The sequence below is a fragment of the Corynebacterium sp. HMSC059E07 genome (assembly GCF_001814395.1).
GTDB classification, from domain to species: Bacteria; Actinomycetota; Actinomycetes; order Mycobacteriales; family Mycobacteriaceae; genus Corynebacterium; species Corynebacterium hesseae.
Genome location: NZ_KV816293.1, coordinates 1 through 16,863 on the forward strand (window position 1 = coordinate 1; position 16,863 = coordinate 16,863).

A 16,863-nucleotide genomic window follows, 5' to 3' on the forward strand; every position below is an offset into this window, starting at 1 on the left:
GCATCTCTACGTCGGTGGCGTCACCAGAAGCAGCAGGGGCCTCGGACTCAGCGTCCTCAGCAGGCTTGTCCGGAGTCTCCTCGGCCTTCTCGGAGGAATCCTCCGACTCCTCAGCAGCCGGTGCGGACTCGCCCTCGTCACCGATGATGGCGATGACCTCGCCCACGTCTACGGTGTCATCTTCCTCTGCCTTGATTTCGAGGATGGTGCCGGCGACCGGGGACGGGATTTCGGTGTCGACCTTGTCGGTGGAGACCTCGAGCAAAGGCTCGTCGACCTCAACGGTGTCGCCGACGGACTTCAGCCACTGGGTAATCGTGCCTTCGGTTACAGATTCGCCCAGTTCGGGCATCACAACAGAGTGTGCCATAAGTATTAAGACTCCTCGAAAGTTGGAATTATTGAAACGCTAGTGTTCGATTCTACAGCGTGTTTATAAAAGGCGCGCACGGGTGGGGTGAATTAGGGCATCCTCCGCACGAAGGGGCTCAAGGATGCCTCCGGTAGGCTAAAGAGCCATGTTCAACCCCTTCCGCCGCAACAGCTCTAAGTCCCAGCTGCGCCCGCCCCGCGCACCGGGGGAGACGATTCGCGCAGAAGACGCCCGGGAGCTTCAAACCTGGGCACAGGGACGCGCATATATCGAGGCCTTCGTTGAGCCGGAAACCGTGGTCAACGAGATGTCCGTGGTCGTAGTTGATGAGAACGGCGCCTTCATCCGCCGCCGTATCGGCGGGCCGAAAGGGATCGATGCGGTAGCCAAGCTGCTTCGATGCGATGTCTATGACGTCGAGGAGACCGGCTATCCGCAGCGCATGCGTGAGCGCATTGAACGCGAGCGCATCCTGCGCAAGAGGGAAGAGCAGCGTGAACGCCGCGAGCGCTTTGAGAAGCGCCAGCAGCAGAATAAGGACTAGTCCTTCACGATGGTTGCGCCCGCATCCGCGAGCTCGGCAAGCGCGGCGGCGCCACGGGACTCATCGACAGGTGCGCAGTAGCGTGCCAGAACGCGGACGGCGAAGCCTTCCTTAACTGCGTCGAGCGCCGTGGCCCGCACGCAGTGATCGGTGGCGATGCCAACGATGTCCACGGCGGTGATGTTGTGCTCGCGCAACCAGTCTGCCAATGACACACCATCGGCCGCGCCTTCGAACCCGGAATACGCAGCGGTGTATTCGCCTTTGCGGAAGTAGGCTTGGGCGGCGCCGATGGATTCGTGCATGGCGGCGCCAAAGGAATCGGCAACGCAGTGCACTGGCCAGGAATCGACGAAGTCGGGCGATTCGGAGAAGTGGCTGCCTGGATCGATGTGCCAGTCCTGGGTAGCTACGACGGTGTCATAGCTAGGCTGAAGGGCACCGATGCGGTCGGCCACCTCGTTGCCTTTTTCGGTGGCAAGTGCGCCGCCAGGGCAGAAGTCATGTTGGACGTCAACGATGATGAGTGCAGGCTTCATACGCGGTAATTCTATAGGCTGGATGCCGATGAAATCACCGATTCCTTTTTATCTACAAAAAATCCTCGACCGCGTTCACGACCACGATTCCGGCGAGGTCGCGGACTATATCCCGGAGCTGGCCAGCGCAAACCCTGAGCAACTCGGCGTAGCCCTGTGCTCTGTGACGGGGCACCTGTACAGCGCTGGCGATGCGGAGAACCGCTTTACCATCCAGTCCATCTCAAAACCCTTCGTCTACGCGCTCGCTTTGAGTGAGTTGGGCTTAGATGCGGTGCGTGATGTCGTCGGCCTCGAGCCCTCTGGGCAGGCTTTCAACGAGCTTTCCCTAGCCAAAGACCACCGTCCGGTAAACCCGATGATTAACGCCGGCGCCATTGTGGTCAACCAGCTCATCAACGGTGTGGATTCCTCCGTGGAGGACCGCGTGGAAAAGATACGTAGCTTCGTCTCGCAGCTGGCGGGGCGCGAGGTAGACGTCGATAAGCGCCTGTGTGACTCCGAGCTCGAGCACGCCGAACGAAACCTTTCGCTCGCGCACATGCTGCGTTCTTATGAGATCATTCAGGACGATGCTCACGACGCGGTACTGTCCTATACCTCGCAGTGCGCGCTGTCGGTCGACGTGCGCGACCTCGCCGTCATGACCGCGACCTTGGCCAATGGCGGGCGCCAGCCGGTGACGGGGGAGAAGATTCTGGACGCCGATGTGTGCCGCATGACCTTGGCAGTGATGAGTTCGTGTGGCATGTATGACGGCGCGGGGCGGTGGATGGCGGAAGTGGGAATCCCCGCTAAGTCGGGTGTGGCCGGCGGGCTCATTGGTACGCTGCCGGGGCAGATTGGTGTGGCGACGTTCTCGCCGCGCCTCGACGAGCAGGGAAATAGCGTGCGTGGCACCGCGATTTTCCGTGAGCTCTCCTCGGACATGGGCCTGCACCTGATGTCCACGGAGAACCGCTTCGGCGTGCACCCGGTGCGCAGCGTCGACGAGGATGAAGAGACCGCGATTATCCGCCTGCAGGGTCACATCAACTTCACCGCCACGGAGGCCATCCTCCACGAGCTGGAGGAACGCCAATTCTCCGGCAAGCGCCTAGCGCTGGACTTCTCGCAGGTTTCCGGCCTGCACACGGTGGGCCGGCGCATGCTCAAGGAAGGCCTGCGCCGGCTGCGCGAGGGCGGCAACGAGGTGGCGCTTGTCGACGATAACGGGGTCGTCACCGACCGCGCCATGTCCGACGGCACCGTCCTCCCGCTGGCGGACAAGGAGGACTACGTCATCGCCGGCGAAGAGGTGTGAGCGGCCTGAAGCCGCACACACGAGGGGCCGAATTGAAGCCGCCCACACGAGATTAGGACTCGGAGATCTCGCGCAGCGTTGCCACCACGGTGCGCACCGGTACGCCGGTGGCGCGCTTCGGGGTGTAGCCGCGCGGAGCGGAACCGTTCCAGGAGGGGCCGGCGATATCGATGTGTGCCCACTCGATGCCTTCGCCTACGAACTGCTTTAGGTAGGTGCCGGCGAACTCCATGCCGCCCTCGCGCTTGGCGTTGATGTTGCGGATGTCCGCGGCCTGGGACTTAATCTCCTCGTCGTGCTCCTCCAGCAGCGGCATGGCCCACGCGTTTTCGCCCACCTCGCGGCCGATTTCGGCGATGCGATCGCGGAAGACCTCGGAGCCCATAACGCCCGCTGTGCGAGAGCCCAGCGCCACGATCTGCGCGCCGGTAAGAGTAGCGGTCTCGATGAGGTAGTCGGGCTTGTCCTCGCTGGCGCGCGCAATGGCGTCGGAAAGCACGAGGCGGCCCTCGGCGTCGGTGTTGAGCACCTCTGAGGTCAGGCCACCGTAGTGGGTAATGACATCGCCCGGGCGGGTGGCGCCAGAGCCCGGCATGTTCTCAGCCAGCGGCAGGGTAGCGGTGATCTGGACCGGCAGCTTTAGCTTGGCAGCCGCGATAATGGTGGCAGCCATGGCAGCCGAGCCACCCATGTCCGAGATCATGTCCCACATACCGTTGCCCGGCTTCAAGGAAATACCGCCGGTATCGAAGGTGATGCCCTTGCCCACAAGAGCCACGTGCTTCTTGGCCTTCTTGGGCTTCCAGCTCAGGCGCACCAGGCGCGGCGGGCGGGCCGAGCCCTTACCCACAGCCAAGATGCCACCGAAGCCCTGCTTTGCCAGCTGCTTTTCATCGAGCACCTCGACGTCAAGCCCGGCTTCCTTGGCCTGGCTGGAAATGATGGCGGCGTAGGACTCCGGGTAGAGCTCGTTCGCCGGGGTATTCACCAAGTCGCGGGTGAGCAAGACAGACTCTGCCACGGTGCGAGCGGCCTCGAACTCCTCGGAGGCGGACTTATCAGCCACAACGACGAAGGTTGCCGGCTGTTCCTTTTCCGTGAGCTCGGTGGAGCGGATGCCGCGGTAGGCGTAGCCGCCAAGGATGAGGCCTTCGACGGCGGCGCTCACACCGAAGTCCGCGAGGGGGGTCACGATGGTGCCCACGCCCGCGGTGGCGCGAGCGGCGCTGCCCGCGGCGCGGCGCAGTGCTTCATCGTCGAGTTCCTCGACGCCGCCCAAACCCAGCGCGATGACCTGTGCAGCGCCCGCCTTTTGCGGGGCGGGGACCTTCACGATTTCCCCAGCCTTGCCCGTCGCCCCCACTGCGGTGAGCGCCTCATACGTTGAGCGCAGCGCCGAGGAGCCGAGTAGGGAGGTACCCGGCACCTCGAGCCCATCCTCGCCAGCAAAGGTTGCGATTAACAGGGCGTCCGCCTGCTTGGGGGCCTTCTTGGCCAGCTCAACGGTGGGGAAAGAGCCGCGTGCGGGCAATTCGAACGTGGTAGAAGCCACGATGTCCTCCTTGAGAAAAGTGACAATGGGATGCTCCTCACACCCTACCCGTGTCCATGATGTGGAACGCGTCAGGGGCGATGCGCTCAAGGGGTGACTACGCCGCTAAGGCATTTCTGCATATCTATAGGTGTTGGGGGAGTACGCTATGATACATGTTGAATTACACCGTGACGCGAACTGAAAACCCCACCTCCCCGGAGCACCTGCAGGAGATTTTGGCTAACCCGGGCTTTGGCAAATACTTCACCGACCATATGGTGACGATTGACTGGACCGAGGACAAGGGATGGCACGACGCGCAGGTGCGCCCCTACGCGCCGTTCAGCATGGATCCAGCGTCCACCGTCTTCCATTACGGCCAGGCTATCTTCGAGGGCATCAAGGCCTACCGCCAGCCCGATGACAGCATCGCCACTTTCCGCCCGGAGCAGAACGCGCAGCGTCTGCAAGCTTCCGCGGAGCGCATGGCCATGCCGCAGCTTCCGGAAGAAGAGTTCATTGAGTCCCTGCGCCAGCTTGTCGACGTCGACCAGGCCTGGGTCCCCGAAGCCGGCGGCGAGGCAGCGCTGTACTTCCGCCCCTTCATGATCGCTACCGATGTGTCCCTGGGCGTGCACCCGGCGCACTCCTACCGCTATGTTGTCATCGCTTCCCCGGCCGGCGCGTACTTCTCCGGTGGTATCAAGCCGGTGTCCGTCTGGCTGTCCACCGACTTTGTTCGCGCCGCCCCCGGCGGCACGGGTGCGGCCAAGTTTGCCGGCAACTACGCGGCCTCCCTGCTCGCTCAGGCGCAGGCAGCGGAGAAGGGCTGCGACCAGGTGGTGTGGTTGGATGCTATCGACCGCACCTACATCGAGGAGATGGGTGGCATGAACCTGGCCTTCGTCTACGGCGAAGAGGGCAACCAGACTCTGGTAACTCCGGCGTTGTCGGGTTCGCTGCTTCCGGGCATTACCCGCAAGTCCCTGCTGCAGGTGGCCGAAGATATGGGTTTGAAGGTCGAAGAGCGTCGCATCACCTACAAGGAGTGGGAGCACGACGTTGCCTCCGGCGCGATGGTGGAGGCCTTTGCCTGCGGTACCGCTGCCGTCATTACCCCGGTGGGCCACGTCATGGGCACCGATACTGACTTCCACATCAACAACGATGAGGCCGGTGCCACGACGATGGCCCTGCGCGAGCGACTCACCGGCATCCAGCGCGGGGCCGTGGAGGATACCCACGGCTGGCTTCACACGCTGGTTGAAGCGAAATAAGTGGGTTGCCTAGGCGAGCTCGGCGGCCAGCTGCACCAGCGGCAAGGCCGCGAGCGCGCCGAGGGGGAAACCTTCACTCAGGTTTAAATCAAGCAGTGGGGTTAGTCCCAGCTCTTTGAGAGCAAGGGCATAAGCCGGTTCGGGGGTGGTCGTCCCTGCGCGCAGCCAGCCCTTCACGCCGGGCGCGGTGCGCTCGGCCAAGACGGCGGCGGTGGCGGCCAGTGGACCGTCGATAAGCACCGGCGTCCGCCGCGCCGTGGCTTGCGCGATGAAACCCACCAGCGCCGCGAGGCTCGGGGAACCGATGGTCTGCACGACCTCCCAGCCCTCCAGGTTGCGGGCGCGGAACATGGAGTCGCGCACGACGCTCACGCGGGCTTTCCACATTGCATCCGTGATGCCGCTGGCCAGAGTATTCGTCCCCACAATCGCCACCGGTTCGGTATGGGTAATCCGGCCCATGACACTGGCGGCGACGGTGTTTGCGCCGATACCACAATCAGACGTGATGAGCAGATCTGTGCCCGAATCGATCTCTCGGTCAGCCGTAGCCATACCGAGTTCGATGTGTGATTCGCACTCTGCCGGGGACATAGCGGCGGAGGAGTCGCCAGGCTCAGCGCTGGTGGACTCTGTGCTGCATTCGACGAAGTCGATGCCCGCTCCTGCACGCTCCGCGGCGCTGAAGAGATTATCGCGCCACCGATCTGCATCGTTGGGGGAGTGCTCTGTGGCCCCTGTACCGTCGACGGTGCGTTCAACGTTGGCATCAGTGCCCTCAAAGACGATGGCTCGGGGGCGCTGAAGGGGCTTCGCCTGCGGGGAATCCTGCGCTGCCGCCAACCACGCGGCAATTTCTGCTACGCGGTTTGGGTGAGCTGCGGTTGAAGGGCGCAGCTGGGGAACGGCGGTGAATTCAGGCATGTGTCCTCCGGATTAGACGGTGGCTCCGCGCTCCACCTGCGGGCGCGGGGTGCGCCACTTACGCGGCTGGGAGGCGCGGGAGTACGCGTAGAAGCCTAGGCCAAAACCGGCCTCGGTGGTGCCGGGGAACTTGAGGCGTACGGCGTTATTGCACTTGCGCGCGAGCCAGAAACCCTCGACAGCGAAGACAACGATGACCGCCATGGCGCCGATAGAAATGATCTGGGATAGGCGCGGATCCCGGCTGCCGACGAACATGAGCACCAGCAGCACGATCATAAAGGGCATGACCCATTCGTTGATGAAGCGGCGGGAATCTACCCAATCACGTACGTACCGGCGAACCTCGCCCTTATCGCGGGCGAGCAAGTAGCGCTCGTCACCGGCGGCCATGCGTTCCTGTGCCACCTTGTTGCACTCGCGGGACTCTTGACGCTCCTTGCGCTTATATTCCTTCCATTCCGCCTTAGACATGGAAGCCTTGAGTTCCTTGCGGTGCTGGTAGCGCTGCGCGTCCGACATCCCCCGGGGATCACGCTTGACGCCGCGGGCGATTTCCTGCGCATCACGCTTGGGCGTGGGGCGGCCCTTCGGCGGCGTGTAGCCCTTGCGGTGCGGTTTCTCGGCGGCGGGTTGCTCTTCCGGCGCCGGGGTCTGCTCGGCGGGGGAAGAAGTCTTGTCATCTTTTTGCCACGGAAGTTTCACGCTGTTTAGCGTACAAGGTCTAGCAGACATAGCGGGAATAGGCCCGCGGGAGAGAGCGTTGTGGTGAGGGAACAGGACACCAGTGAACCACTAGTGAACTGTGAGGCATCCTTTCTTCCTCACCTGTGAGGGGGTAGGGTGGGCTCCAGAAAAATTCCGCATATATAAGAGGAGAAATCATGACCGCTCCCGCATCTGCAACCGGAGTTATCCTGACCGAGGCCGCTGCCGCCAAGGCAAAGTCCCTGCTTGAGCAGGAAGGCCGCGACGATCTGTCACTGCGCATTGCTGTCCAGCCAGGTGGCTGCGCGGGTCTGCGCTACCAGCTCTACTTCGATGACCGCACCCTGGATGGTGACAAGGTGGACACCATTGGCGGCGTCAACCTCGTCGTGGACAAGATGTCCATCCCTTATCTCACCGGTGCCAAGATTGATTTCTCGGACACCATTGAGGCCCAGGGCTTTACCATCGACAACCCCAACGCCGGCGGCTCCTGCGCTTGCGGTGACTCCTTCAATTAAATTCAAGTAAAGTCACGTTGACAAAACGATAGAGCCCTCGTCCGCAGTGTGCGGCGAGGGCTTCGTCAGTTTTGTTGTTTGGACTAGAGCTTCACGGGATAATCGCGCTGCTCAATCTTGGGGTCGATGCGCTCTTCCACGAAGATGCCGTGCCAGATCATGAAGGACAGAACCGTCCACAGGCGGCGCGAGTGATCGGATACTCCGTCGCGATGCTCCTTGAGCATCTCCAGGACTTCCTTCTTGTCGAAGATGTCCTCGGTCTGAGATTCCGTGATCTGGTCCTGGGCCCAACCGTAGAGTTCATCGCCTGCCAGCCAGTGGCGCATGGGAACTGGGAAGCCCAGCTTCTTGCGGTGTAGCACGTGCGGCGGGACGATCTGCTCCATGGCCTTGCGCAGCGCGTACTTGGTGGTGCCGTGCGAAATCTTGAGGTCATAGGGGATGGTCTCCGCGACCTTAAACACTTCCTTGTCAAGGAAGGGCACGCGCAGCTCGAGCGAGTTGGCCATGTTCATCTTGTCGGCCTTGACCAAGATATCGCCGCGCATCCACGTAAACAGGTCGAGGTGCTGCATGCGGGCTACGGGGTCGAAGTCCTGAGACTGCGCATAAATCGGCGCGGTCACCTCGCGGTGGTCCCATTCCTGTTTAGCCCAGGGCAGGACGCGCTGGAGCTGCTCGAAGTTGAAGGAACGAGCATTTCCGTAGTAGCGCTCCTCCATGGTCATGGAACCGCGGTTGAGTAGGGACTTGCCCTTCATTCCTTCGGGGAGCACCTGCGAGAGCTTGCCCAAGCCGCGGCGCAGTGGGGAAGGAATCTTCTCAAACGGAGCCAGTGAGAGCGGTTCCTTGTAAATGGTGTAGCCACCAAAGAGCTCGTCTGCGCCTTCGCCGGAAAGTACCACCTTGACGTGTTTGCGGGCCTCTTGGGCGACGAAGTACAGCGGAACGAGGGAAGGATCCGCAACGGGATTGTCCAGGTACCACATGATCTTCGGGACGGCGTCGGCGTACTCCTCGGGGGAGACAATTTTGACGATGTGCTCCACACCGATTGCCTCGGCAGACTCGGCGGCGACATCCACCTCGGAATAGCCTTCCCGCTCGAAGCCAGTAGTGAAGGTGAGCAGGTTCGGATTGTGGCGCTTGGCCAAGGCCGCAATGGCAGTGGAGTCAATGCCGCCGGACAGGAAGGAACCTACGGTTACATCGGCACGCATGTGCTTCTCGACGCTATCCTCCAACGCCCGTGCAATCTTGTCGAAGAGCTTTTGCTCTTCGCCCTGCTTAACGGGCTGAATAGGGAAGCGAGGCTTGAAGTAGCGCTCAGACACGACCTTTTCGCCGGGACGAAGAGTAACGGTGCAACCTGACTCGACGCGGCGAATATTGGCGTGGAGGGATTCCGGTTCCGGCACGTACTGCAGGTCGGTGTAGTGCTCGATGGCGCGCTTATCAAGGCTGAGATCTAGACCTAGCGAATTGGCCATCGAGAGGATGCACTTCATCTCGGAGGCGAACACCGTGCCGGCATCCGTGGTGGCGTAATAGAGGGGCTTGATGCCGAACTGGTCTCGGGCGGCGAACATCGTGCGCGTTTCGGTGTCCCAAATGACGAAGCCAAACATGCCACGTAGGTGCTCTACTACGTCCTTGCCCCAGTGATGGTAGCCGACGACGATGGGCTCACCATCGCCCTCGGTGTTAAAGGTGTAGCCGGCGGCGATGAGCTCTTCGCGCAGCTCGACGTAGTTATAAATCTCGCCGTTGAAGGTGAGGGCGTAGCGCTGTGGGTTGTCTTCGGGGCCCCAACGCAGCGGCTGGTGGGAGTGCTCGAGGTCGATGATGGACAGGCGGTTAAAGCCAAAAGCCGCCTCATCGTCATGCCAAGTACCAGCAGCGTCGGGGCCGCGATGGCGCATGCACTGGAGGGACTGCTCGAGTGCCTCCACGTGTTGAGCGGCGTTGCGATCGGCGCTGAGCAGCGCGCAGAGTCCGCACATAAACTTGCTTCTCCTTATATATCAAGGTCTATCCTCGACACACTTTACGGCTGGAGTTCGGCGATTTGCGAACCCCGCGCCGCGTTCCCCGTTAGGGTGCGAACTTTCGGATGATGTACAGCAGTACGCCTTGTGAATTGAGTCATAGGTGGAAGGGGGAGGGTGGGGTAGCTGGTGTGACCTTGCGCAGGTGGGCCGGTAACATCCCGTACGTTCACTATTTATAGAGCGGAACTAACACCTGATCAGTCCAGCGAAAAGGTCTGAAATTCAGGCATGATCCTCTATCCTGATTGGGTAGGAATGCTCTGTGAGTATTCGAGAAGTTTGTGTGCACAGAAAGGCAGAACACACGTGGGACAGCGTAAGCAACGCAACCTCGGCCGTAAGGCAGGCTTGGCGGGCGTTATCGCTCTGGGCGGTCTAGCTCTGGCAGGTTGTGACGTCGCAGCGCCGACGGCCGTTGAAAATCTCCTAGGTATGGGTTGGCCGAAGGGTGTTACCCCTGAGGCTCACTCGATGTACAACTTCTGGATCTGGGTCTGGGTTGCTGCATGGATCATCGGCTTTATTATGTGGGGTCTCTTCCTCACTGCCATCTTCCGTTGGAGCGCGAAGAAGGCCGAGAAGGCTGGCAAGGGCGAGTTCCCGAAGCAGCTGCAGTACAACGTGCCGCTGGAGATGGCATTGACCATCATTCCGATCCTTATCATTATGGGCCTGTTCTTCTTCACCGTTCAGGCACAGCAGAAGGTTACGGCTTTGGATAAGAACCCTGAGGTCACCGTTGACGTGACTGCCTTCCAGTGGAACTGGAAGTTTGGTTACGCCGAGAACAAGGTTGATGGCGAGAATTACAATGGCGCCGATACTGAGCGCCAGAAGCTCGCTGAGGAATCTGCTGTGGATCCAGAGGGTACTGCGAACCCCAATCCGATTCACGGTAAGTCCATGGGCGACATTTCCTACCTCAACTTCAACAAGATTGAGACCGTCGGTACCACCGAAGAGGTTCCGGTTCTGGTTCTCCCGGTAGACACTCCGATTGAGTTCCGTCTTGCCTCCGGTGACGTTTCCCACGCATTCTGGGTTCCGGAGTTCCTGTTTAAGCGCGATGCCTACGCACACCCGGAGAAGAACTCCCAGGAGCGTCGCTTCCAGGTTGAGAAGATTGAGGAAAAGGGTGCCTTCGTCGGCCGCTGTGCTGAGATGTGCGGTACCTACCACTCCATGATGAACTTCGAGATCCGCACCGTTGACCGCGCGGACTTTAACGAGTACCTCAAGTTCCGTGAGGAGAATCCGCAGGCAACTAACGCCGAGGCCCTTGAGCACATTGGTGAAGAGCCTTACGCAGTTACCACTACTCCGTTCAACTCGCTGCGCGATACCCGCGATGCCGACAACTTCGTTGACACCTCGTCTGCGGCATAAGAAAAGGAACTGATACACAATGCGTGCAACATCTAAGGTCTTTTACGCAATTGCGACCTACCTCTTCGTGTCGCTCATCGTCTACATCATTGGTGTTAACTACGTCAAGGATGATGGCTACCTATACGGCACCGAGTGGGTCGGCATCGTCGGCATGGTTCTTGCCATGCTTCTCTGCATCATGCTGGGCGGCTACCTCCACTTCACCGATAACCGCGTTGACGTTACGCCGGAAGATTGGGAGGAGGCGGAGACTGAAGATGGAGCCGGTATCCTCGGCTTCTTCTCTCCGAGCTCCATTTGGCCGCTGTGCATGACCGGCTCCATTGCGGTGCTGGGTCTTGGTATCATCTACCTCTACTTCTGGATGATCATTCTGGGTGCTGTCTTGCTCGTGACGTCCGTTACCGGCCTGTCCCTGCAGTACGGTCTTCCGAAGGAAAAGCACTAAGGCTTAGCCACTCCTGCCGCGCGATTTAGCGCCACGACTTCTCACGCCCCTGCCACACAACGTGGCGGGGGCCTTGTCGATCTTCAAGGCGTCGTGAAGCGTTGTAAAAAGTTCCCGGAGGCCCCAAAAAATTTGTGTAGCCCGGCAGGCTGGGGGAGGGCTTGGGGTGGCAGGATGGCTGGGAGCAGGTCGGCCGTAGGAATTCCAGCACGTTAACGTGCGTTTTTACGGGGGTCATCCGAAAGTTGCAGTCCTGCACTTACGCGGGCGAATAGGGGTGTGATTTATCTCATTGGGGCACGTCATGGGGAAGTAGCTCTGGCGGACGGGCTTCGGGTAGTTGACGTGTTTTGAATGGTTGCCGCCTTCATTAGCACGTTGCACTACCTGCAGAGATGGGGCGTCGTAAAGCGCGGTGAAAAGTTCCCAACTATTTCCTGAATGATTTGGGGACTCCGGTCGCGCTGAAGATAGTGAAGGTCTATGCTCTGGGCTCAAAAAAATCGGGGGGGAAATGAGATGACTTATGCGGCTAGACCAGCCATACTGTTATGCGTGACGAGCGTAGTTTCTAACCAAGGTATGGCAGCACCACGTGTTGCCGCGCTGAACCGACCCAACATGGTCAGCGTTGGCACCATCGTGTTCCTGTCTCAGGAATTGATGTTCTTTGCTGGACTGTTCGCGATGTGGTTCACCTCGCGTGCGAACGGCCAGGAGGGTGACTGGGCTGAGCACACCGCGCACATCAACGTGCCGATGGGCTTCATCATTACGACAGTCCTGGTTCTTTCCTCCGTGACCTCTCAGTTCGGCGTGTTTGCAGCAGAAAGGGGTGATGTATACAAGCTCCGACTCTGGTACTCGGTGACCATCGCGTTGGGTGTTGTCTTCCTAGGCATCATGGCGTTCGAGTGGACAGAGTTGATCATGGCTGGTGTCACTGTTCAGTCCAGCGTGTTCGGTTCGGTCTTCTACATTCTGACCGGCTTCCACGCGGCTCACGTGACTGCGGGTCTGATTTCCTTCGGAATCATCTTGGCGCGCATCGCCCGCTCCAAGTTCACGCCTGCACAGGCCACCGCGGCAATGGCAGTGTCCTACTACTGGCACTTCGTTGACGTTGTGTGGATCGGCGTGTTCGTAGTCATCTACCTAGTTCAGTAGGCCGTAGTCGCCGGGGAGCAACCGGCCTACAGCCATTCATTTCCATGTACGAGTTATCTAAAGGAAAATGATGGATAACATCCAGCAGCCCGCCGCAGTGGAAGACACCACTGCCGCGGCTAAGAAGACCCGCCGTCGCCGCAAGGCGAAGCGCACGCTGGCTGGCGTCTTTGCGCTGAGCATCGGCCTTACCGGCGCTGGCGTCTTGGCTTCTGCCTTGACCCCTGACGCGCAGGTGGCTACAGCCGCAAAGGATGACCAGGCACTCGTTCAAGAGGGCAAGGACATCTACGAAGTCGCTTGTATTACCTGCCACGGCGCTAACCTGCAGGGCATCCAGGACCGCGGTCCGTCCCTCGTTGGCATTGGCGCCGGCTCCGTGTACTTCCAGGTTCACTCCGGCCGCATGCCGATGATGTCTAACGACGCTCAGGCTGAGCGCAAAACCCCGCGCTACACCGAGCAGCAAACCCTGGCGCTTGCCGCTTATGTTGCTGCCAACGGTGGCGGTGCCGATATCGTCTACAACGAGGACGGCTCCGTAGCGCAGGAATCCCTGCGCGGTGCTAACTACAACGGGCAGATTCAGGCAGAAGACGTAGCTAAGGGTTCTGAGCTTTTCCGCATGAACTGCGCGTCCTGCCACAACTTCACCGGCAAGGGCGGCGCGCTGTCCTCCGGTAAGTTTGCCCCGCCGCTGGCTCCGGCCAACGAGCAGGAGATCTACCAGGCAATGCTGACCGGCCCGCAGAACATGCCGAAGTTCTCTGACCGTCAGCTGACCGCAGACGAGAAGAAGGACATCATCGCCTACCTCAAGTCTGCAAAGGAAACCCCGTCCCCGGCCGGCTGGTCGCTCGGCGGTCTCGGCCCAGTGGCTGAGGGTCTGGCAATGTGGATCATCGGCATCAGCCTTCTGTGCGTTGCCGCTATGTGGATTGGATCTCGCTCATGAGCAACGTAAAGAAGAATTACTCTCGCAAAGAGCTCGATGCTATGAGCAACGACGAGCTCGCAGCACTCGGCACCGAGCTTGACGACGTCACCGTCGCATTCCGCAAGGAACGTTTCCCGGTCGAGGGTGACCCCGCTGAGAAGCGCGCCGCCGGCAATGTCACCTTCTGGCTCATTGTTTCTGTACTGATGGGTATCGCCTTCCTTGGCGTTTACCTCTTCTGGCCGTGGCAGTACAAGATGCTGGGGGAGGATGGCCTGTGGTGGCACACCCTCTACACCCCGCTGCTGGGCCTGACTTCCGGCCTGTGCATTCTGGGCCTGGGCTTCGCCATTGTTCAGTACGTCAAGAAGATTCTCCCGGAGGAGATCTCAGTTCAGCGTCGCCACGACGGTCCTTCCGAAGAGGTGGACCGCCGCACGCTGACCGCCCTGCTTAATGATTCTTGGAACACGTCGACGCTTGGTCGCCGTTCCACCATCAAGGGTCTGCTCGGCGGCGCCGGCGTTCTGTTCGGCCTGACGGTTATTGCGCCGCTGGGTGGCGCCATCAATAACCCGTGGAAGAAGCGCCACGATCTGAACTACGCCGGCGACGGCACGCTGTGGACCTCCGGTTGGACCATGCATGAAAAGGGCGTCAAGCTCTACCTTGCTCGCGACACCGGTACTATCGCCGAGAAGCACGAAGGTGAATCCGGCACTCACTACACCACCCGCGGTGTTACCCGCCTGGTTCGTGTACGCCCGGAGGACCTTGCCGCCGGCGGCATGGAGACTGTCTTCCCGCTGGCTGCTGAGGATGTTAACGATGGTGCTGAGTACTCCGAGGACAAGGACGTCTACGAGAACCACATGCACTCCATCCATGGCAACCGTAACGCCGTGATGCTCATCCGCCTGCGCAACGATGACGCCAAAAAGGCCATCGAGCGCAAGGGCCAGGAGGACTTCCACTACGGCGATTACTACGCCTACTCCAAGATTTGTACCCACATTGGTTGCCCGACCTCGTTGTACGAGGCTCAGACCAACCGCATTCTCTGCCCGTGCCACCAGTCGCAGTTCGACGCTCTGCACTACGGCAAGCCGGTCTTCGGTCCGGCAGCCCGTGCACTTCCGCAGCTGCCGATTGACGTGGACGAAGAGGGCTACCTCATTGCTAAGGGCAACTTCATCGAGCCCGTCGGACCTGCATTCTGGGAGCGTAAGTCATAATGAGTAACAAACTTGCACAGATGGGTAACAACATGGACGAGCGGTACTCCGCTGCCGGCGTCCTGCGTACCCAGCTCAACAAAGTCTTTCCCACTCACTGGTCCTTCATGCTCGGTGAGATGGCACTGTACAGCTTCATCATCTTGGTGCTGACCGGCATCTACTTGGCGCTGTTCTTCGATCCTTCCATCACGAAGGTCATTTACGACGGCGCTTACACCCCGCTCAACGGTGTGGAGATGTCGCGCGCCTATGCAACTGCGCTTGACCTCTCCTTCGAGGTCCGCGGTGGTCTGTTCGTGCGCCAGATGCACCACTGGGCAGCACTCATGTTCATGATGTCCATGATTGCCCACATGCTTCGCATCTTCTTCACCGGTGCGTTCCGTCGCCCGCGTGAGGCTAACTGGATTATCGGTTGCGCCTTGATTCTCTTGGGCATGATCGAGGGCTTCCTCGGTTACTCCCTCCCGGACGACCTCCTCTCCGGTGTCGGTCTGCGAATCATGTCCGCCATTATCCTGGGCCTGCCGATCATCGGCACCTGGCTGCACTGGGCCATCTTCGGTGGCGACTTCCCGTCCGACCTGATGCTGGATCGTTTCTACATCCTGCACGTGCTGGTTATCCCGGGCATCATCCTGGGTCTGATTGCAGCTCACCTCATCATGGTCTGGTTCCAGAAGCACACCCAGTTCCCTGGACCGGGTCGCGCTGAGAACAATGTTGTTGGCGTCCGCATTATGCCGGTCTTCGCCACCAAGGCCATTGGCATGGGCATGATGGTTGCCGGCGTGCTGGCACTCATCTCCGGTCTGATGACTATTAACTCCATCTGGAACCTTGGCCCGTACAATCCGTCTCAGGTTTCCGCTGGTTCCCAGCCGGATATTTACATGCTGTGGACTGACGGTGTTGCTCGTGTCATGCCGGCATGGGAGCTCTACATCGGCAACTACACGATTCCGTCCGCCTTCTGGGTTGCACTGCTCTGTGGCTTGATGGTTGTGTTGCTGTTTGCTTACCCGTTCATCGAGAAGAAGCTGACTGGTGACGACGCCCACCACAATCTCTTGCAGCGCCCGCGCGATGTCCCGGTTCGCTCCGCTATCGGCGCGGCTGCCATCACGTTCTTCCTTCTGGTGACGCTGTCCGGTGGTAACGACCACGTGGCTCACTTCTTCCAGATCTCCCTGAACGCGATGACCTGGGTTGGCCGTATCGGTCTCATCGTCCTGCCGCCGATCGCTTACTTCATGACCTACCGCATCTGCGTTGGTCTGCAGCGCTCTGACCGTGAGGTCCTGGAGCACGGTATTGAGACTGGCGTTATCAAGCAGCTGCCGAATGGTGCCTTCATTGAGGTTCACCAGCCGCTTGGCCCGGTGGATGACCATGGACACCCGATTCCGCTCGAGTACTCCGGTGCCGCGGTTCCGAAGCAGCTCAACCAGCTTGGTCTGGCTGACTCCGAGACTCAGGGCATCTTCTCTTCCGATGACCCGTCCATCGTCTCCCGCGTCAACGAGATTCGCCACGAGAACCACGCTGAGGAGGCGGAGATGTTCCGCCAGCTCAACGAGTCTAATCGCCGCGAAGACGAGGAGAACGGCCGCATCTAGCGCCTTCACTCGCTGAAACACGCTCACAAGAGCCCGTGCTCCTTTCCAATACGAGGAAAGGAACACGGGCTCTCAGCGTTTCTGTATCCGCTGTGTAGCGCTGTGGCGGGCGGAAGGCCGCCAGTGGGGCCCTAAGCCGGCAAAGTGGCCTATAACCCTGCCAGAGTTGGGCAGAGCGGCCGAAGTTAACGTGCCGTTAACCGTGAATCAACTCTGCCGCTTGTGGCTTGCAAGGTGGCTGGCCTTAGGTGAGTAGAGGAATAGTACTGGGGCCGGCAGAGAAATCCG

General features: G+C 60.2%; 16 protein-coding genes. 10 read left to right on the forward strand and 6 right to left on the reverse strand.

The window, feature by feature from the left end; genetic code table 11:
* The coding region (locus HMPREF2967_RS04955) for a biotin/lipoyl-containing protein (protein WP_304440860.1) at nt 1–370 on the reverse strand (370 nt) is incomplete at its 3' end.
* 148 nt (nt 371–518) lie between these two features.
* On the opposite strand from HMPREF2967_RS04955, the gene HMPREF2967_RS04960 reads away from it, so the two are divergent.
* Nucleotides 519–917, forward strand: coding sequence for an oxidoreductase (locus HMPREF2967_RS04960; protein ID WP_070596816.1), 399 nt, complete (start codon nt 519–521; stop codon nt 915–917).
* Here the strand turns inward: HMPREF2967_RS04960 and HMPREF2967_RS04965 are convergent.
* Complete coding sequence (locus HMPREF2967_RS04965) at nt 914–1,456, reverse strand: isochorismatase family protein (protein WP_070596817.1); 543 nt, start codon at nt 1,454–1,456, stop codon at nt 914–916. The genes HMPREF2967_RS04960 and HMPREF2967_RS04965 overlap by 4 nt on opposite strands.
* 28 nt (nt 1,457–1,484) lie before the next feature.
* Here HMPREF2967_RS04965 and HMPREF2967_RS04970 point away from each other — a divergent pair, with 28 nt between their 5' ends.
* Complete coding sequence (locus HMPREF2967_RS04970) at nt 1,485–2,759, forward strand: glutaminase (RefSeq protein ID WP_070596818.1); 1,275 nt, start codon at nt 1,485–1,487, stop codon at nt 2,757–2,759.
* 52 nt (nt 2,760–2,811) lie between these two features.
* On the opposite strand, the gene HMPREF2967_RS04975 is transcribed toward HMPREF2967_RS04970, so the two are convergent.
* Nucleotides 2,812–4,311 (reverse strand): leucyl aminopeptidase, encoded by a 1,500-nt coding sequence (locus HMPREF2967_RS04975; protein WP_070685250.1) that lies wholly within the window; start codon nt 4,309–4,311, stop codon nt 2,812–2,814.
* A 155-nt stretch (nt 4,312–4,466) separates the two neighbouring features.
* Here HMPREF2967_RS04975 and HMPREF2967_RS04980 point away from each other — a divergent pair, with 155 nt between their 5' ends.
* On the forward strand, nt 4,467–5,570 hold the full coding sequence (locus HMPREF2967_RS04980; protein WP_070685252.1) for a branched-chain amino acid aminotransferase: 1,104 nt from the start codon (nt 4,467–4,469) through the stop codon (nt 5,568–5,570).
* 9 nt (nt 5,571–5,579) lie between these two features.
* Here the strand turns inward: HMPREF2967_RS04980 and HMPREF2967_RS04985 are convergent, their stop codons facing one another.
* Together HMPREF2967_RS04985 and HMPREF2967_RS04990 are read right to left on the reverse strand one after the other, a co-directional pair.
* A complete protein-coding gene (locus HMPREF2967_RS04985; protein ID WP_070519793.1) occupies nt 5,580–6,494 on the reverse strand; it encodes a nicotinate-nucleotide--dimethylbenzimidazole phosphoribosyltransferase in 915 nt (304 codons plus the stop codon).
* Nucleotides 6,495–6,506: 12 nt separating this feature from the next.
* On the reverse strand, nt 6,507–7,199 hold the full coding sequence (locus HMPREF2967_RS04990) for a DUF3043 domain-containing protein (RefSeq protein WP_070685254.1): 693 nt from the start codon (nt 7,197–7,199) through the stop codon (nt 6,507–6,509).
* A gap of 179 nt (nt 7,200–7,378) precedes the next feature.
* On the opposite strand from HMPREF2967_RS04990, the gene HMPREF2967_RS04995 reads away from it, so the two are divergent.
* Nucleotides 7,379–7,723 (forward strand): HesB/IscA family protein, encoded by a 345-nt coding sequence (locus HMPREF2967_RS04995; protein ID WP_070512402.1) that lies wholly within the window; start codon nt 7,379–7,381, stop codon nt 7,721–7,723.
* Nucleotides 7,724–7,806: 83 nt separating this feature from the next.
* On the opposite strand, the gene asnB is transcribed toward HMPREF2967_RS04995, so the two are convergent.
* Entirely contained in the window at nt 7,807–9,729 is a 1,923-nt protein-coding gene (gene asnB / locus HMPREF2967_RS05000) for an asparagine synthase (glutamine-hydrolyzing) (RefSeq protein ID WP_070685256.1), read from the reverse strand.
* 354 nt (nt 9,730–10,083) lie between these two features.
* Between asnB and HMPREF2967_RS05005 the strand changes: the two genes are divergently transcribed.
* The 6 genes from HMPREF2967_RS05005 (at nt 10,084) to HMPREF2967_RS05030 (ending at nt 16,575) form a co-directional block, all read left to right on the forward strand.
* Nucleotides 10,084–11,163, forward strand: a complete 1,080-nt coding sequence (locus tag HMPREF2967_RS05005; RefSeq protein WP_070519800.1) for an aa3-type cytochrome oxidase subunit II — start codon at nt 10,084–10,086, stop codon at nt 11,161–11,163.
* 19 nt (nt 11,164–11,182) lie between these two features.
* Nucleotides 11,183–11,614, forward strand: coding sequence for an aa3-type cytochrome oxidase subunit IV (locus HMPREF2967_RS05010; RefSeq protein ID WP_070685258.1), 432 nt, complete (start codon nt 11,183–11,185; stop codon nt 11,612–11,614).
* Between the two features lie 555 nt (nt 11,615–12,169).
* On the forward strand, nt 12,170–12,781 hold the full coding sequence (locus HMPREF2967_RS05015; RefSeq protein ID WP_369815732.1) for an aa3-type cytochrome oxidase subunit III: 612 nt from the start codon (nt 12,170–12,172) through the stop codon (nt 12,779–12,781).
* A gap of 67 nt (nt 12,782–12,848) precedes the next feature.
* Nucleotides 12,849–13,736 carry a cytochrome bc1 complex diheme cytochrome c subunit gene (locus HMPREF2967_RS05020; RefSeq protein ID WP_070519807.1) on the forward strand — a complete coding sequence of 296 codons (888 nt, stop codon included), beginning with the start codon at nt 12,849–12,851 and terminating at the stop codon, nt 13,734–13,736.
* Entirely contained in the window at nt 13,733–14,953 is a 1,221-nt protein-coding gene (locus HMPREF2967_RS05025; protein WP_070519809.1) for a cytochrome bc1 complex Rieske iron-sulfur subunit, read from the forward strand. The genes HMPREF2967_RS05020 and HMPREF2967_RS05025 overlap by 4 nt, the downstream gene beginning before the upstream one ends.
* Nucleotides 14,953–16,575: a cytochrome bc1 complex cytochrome b subunit gene (locus HMPREF2967_RS05030; protein ID WP_070533360.1), complete on the forward strand. Its 1,623-nt coding sequence runs from the start codon at nt 14,953–14,955 to the stop codon at nt 16,573–16,575. Before HMPREF2967_RS05025 ends, HMPREF2967_RS05030 begins: the two co-directional genes overlap by 1 nt.
* Nucleotides 16,576–16,863: the final 288 nt, after the last annotated feature.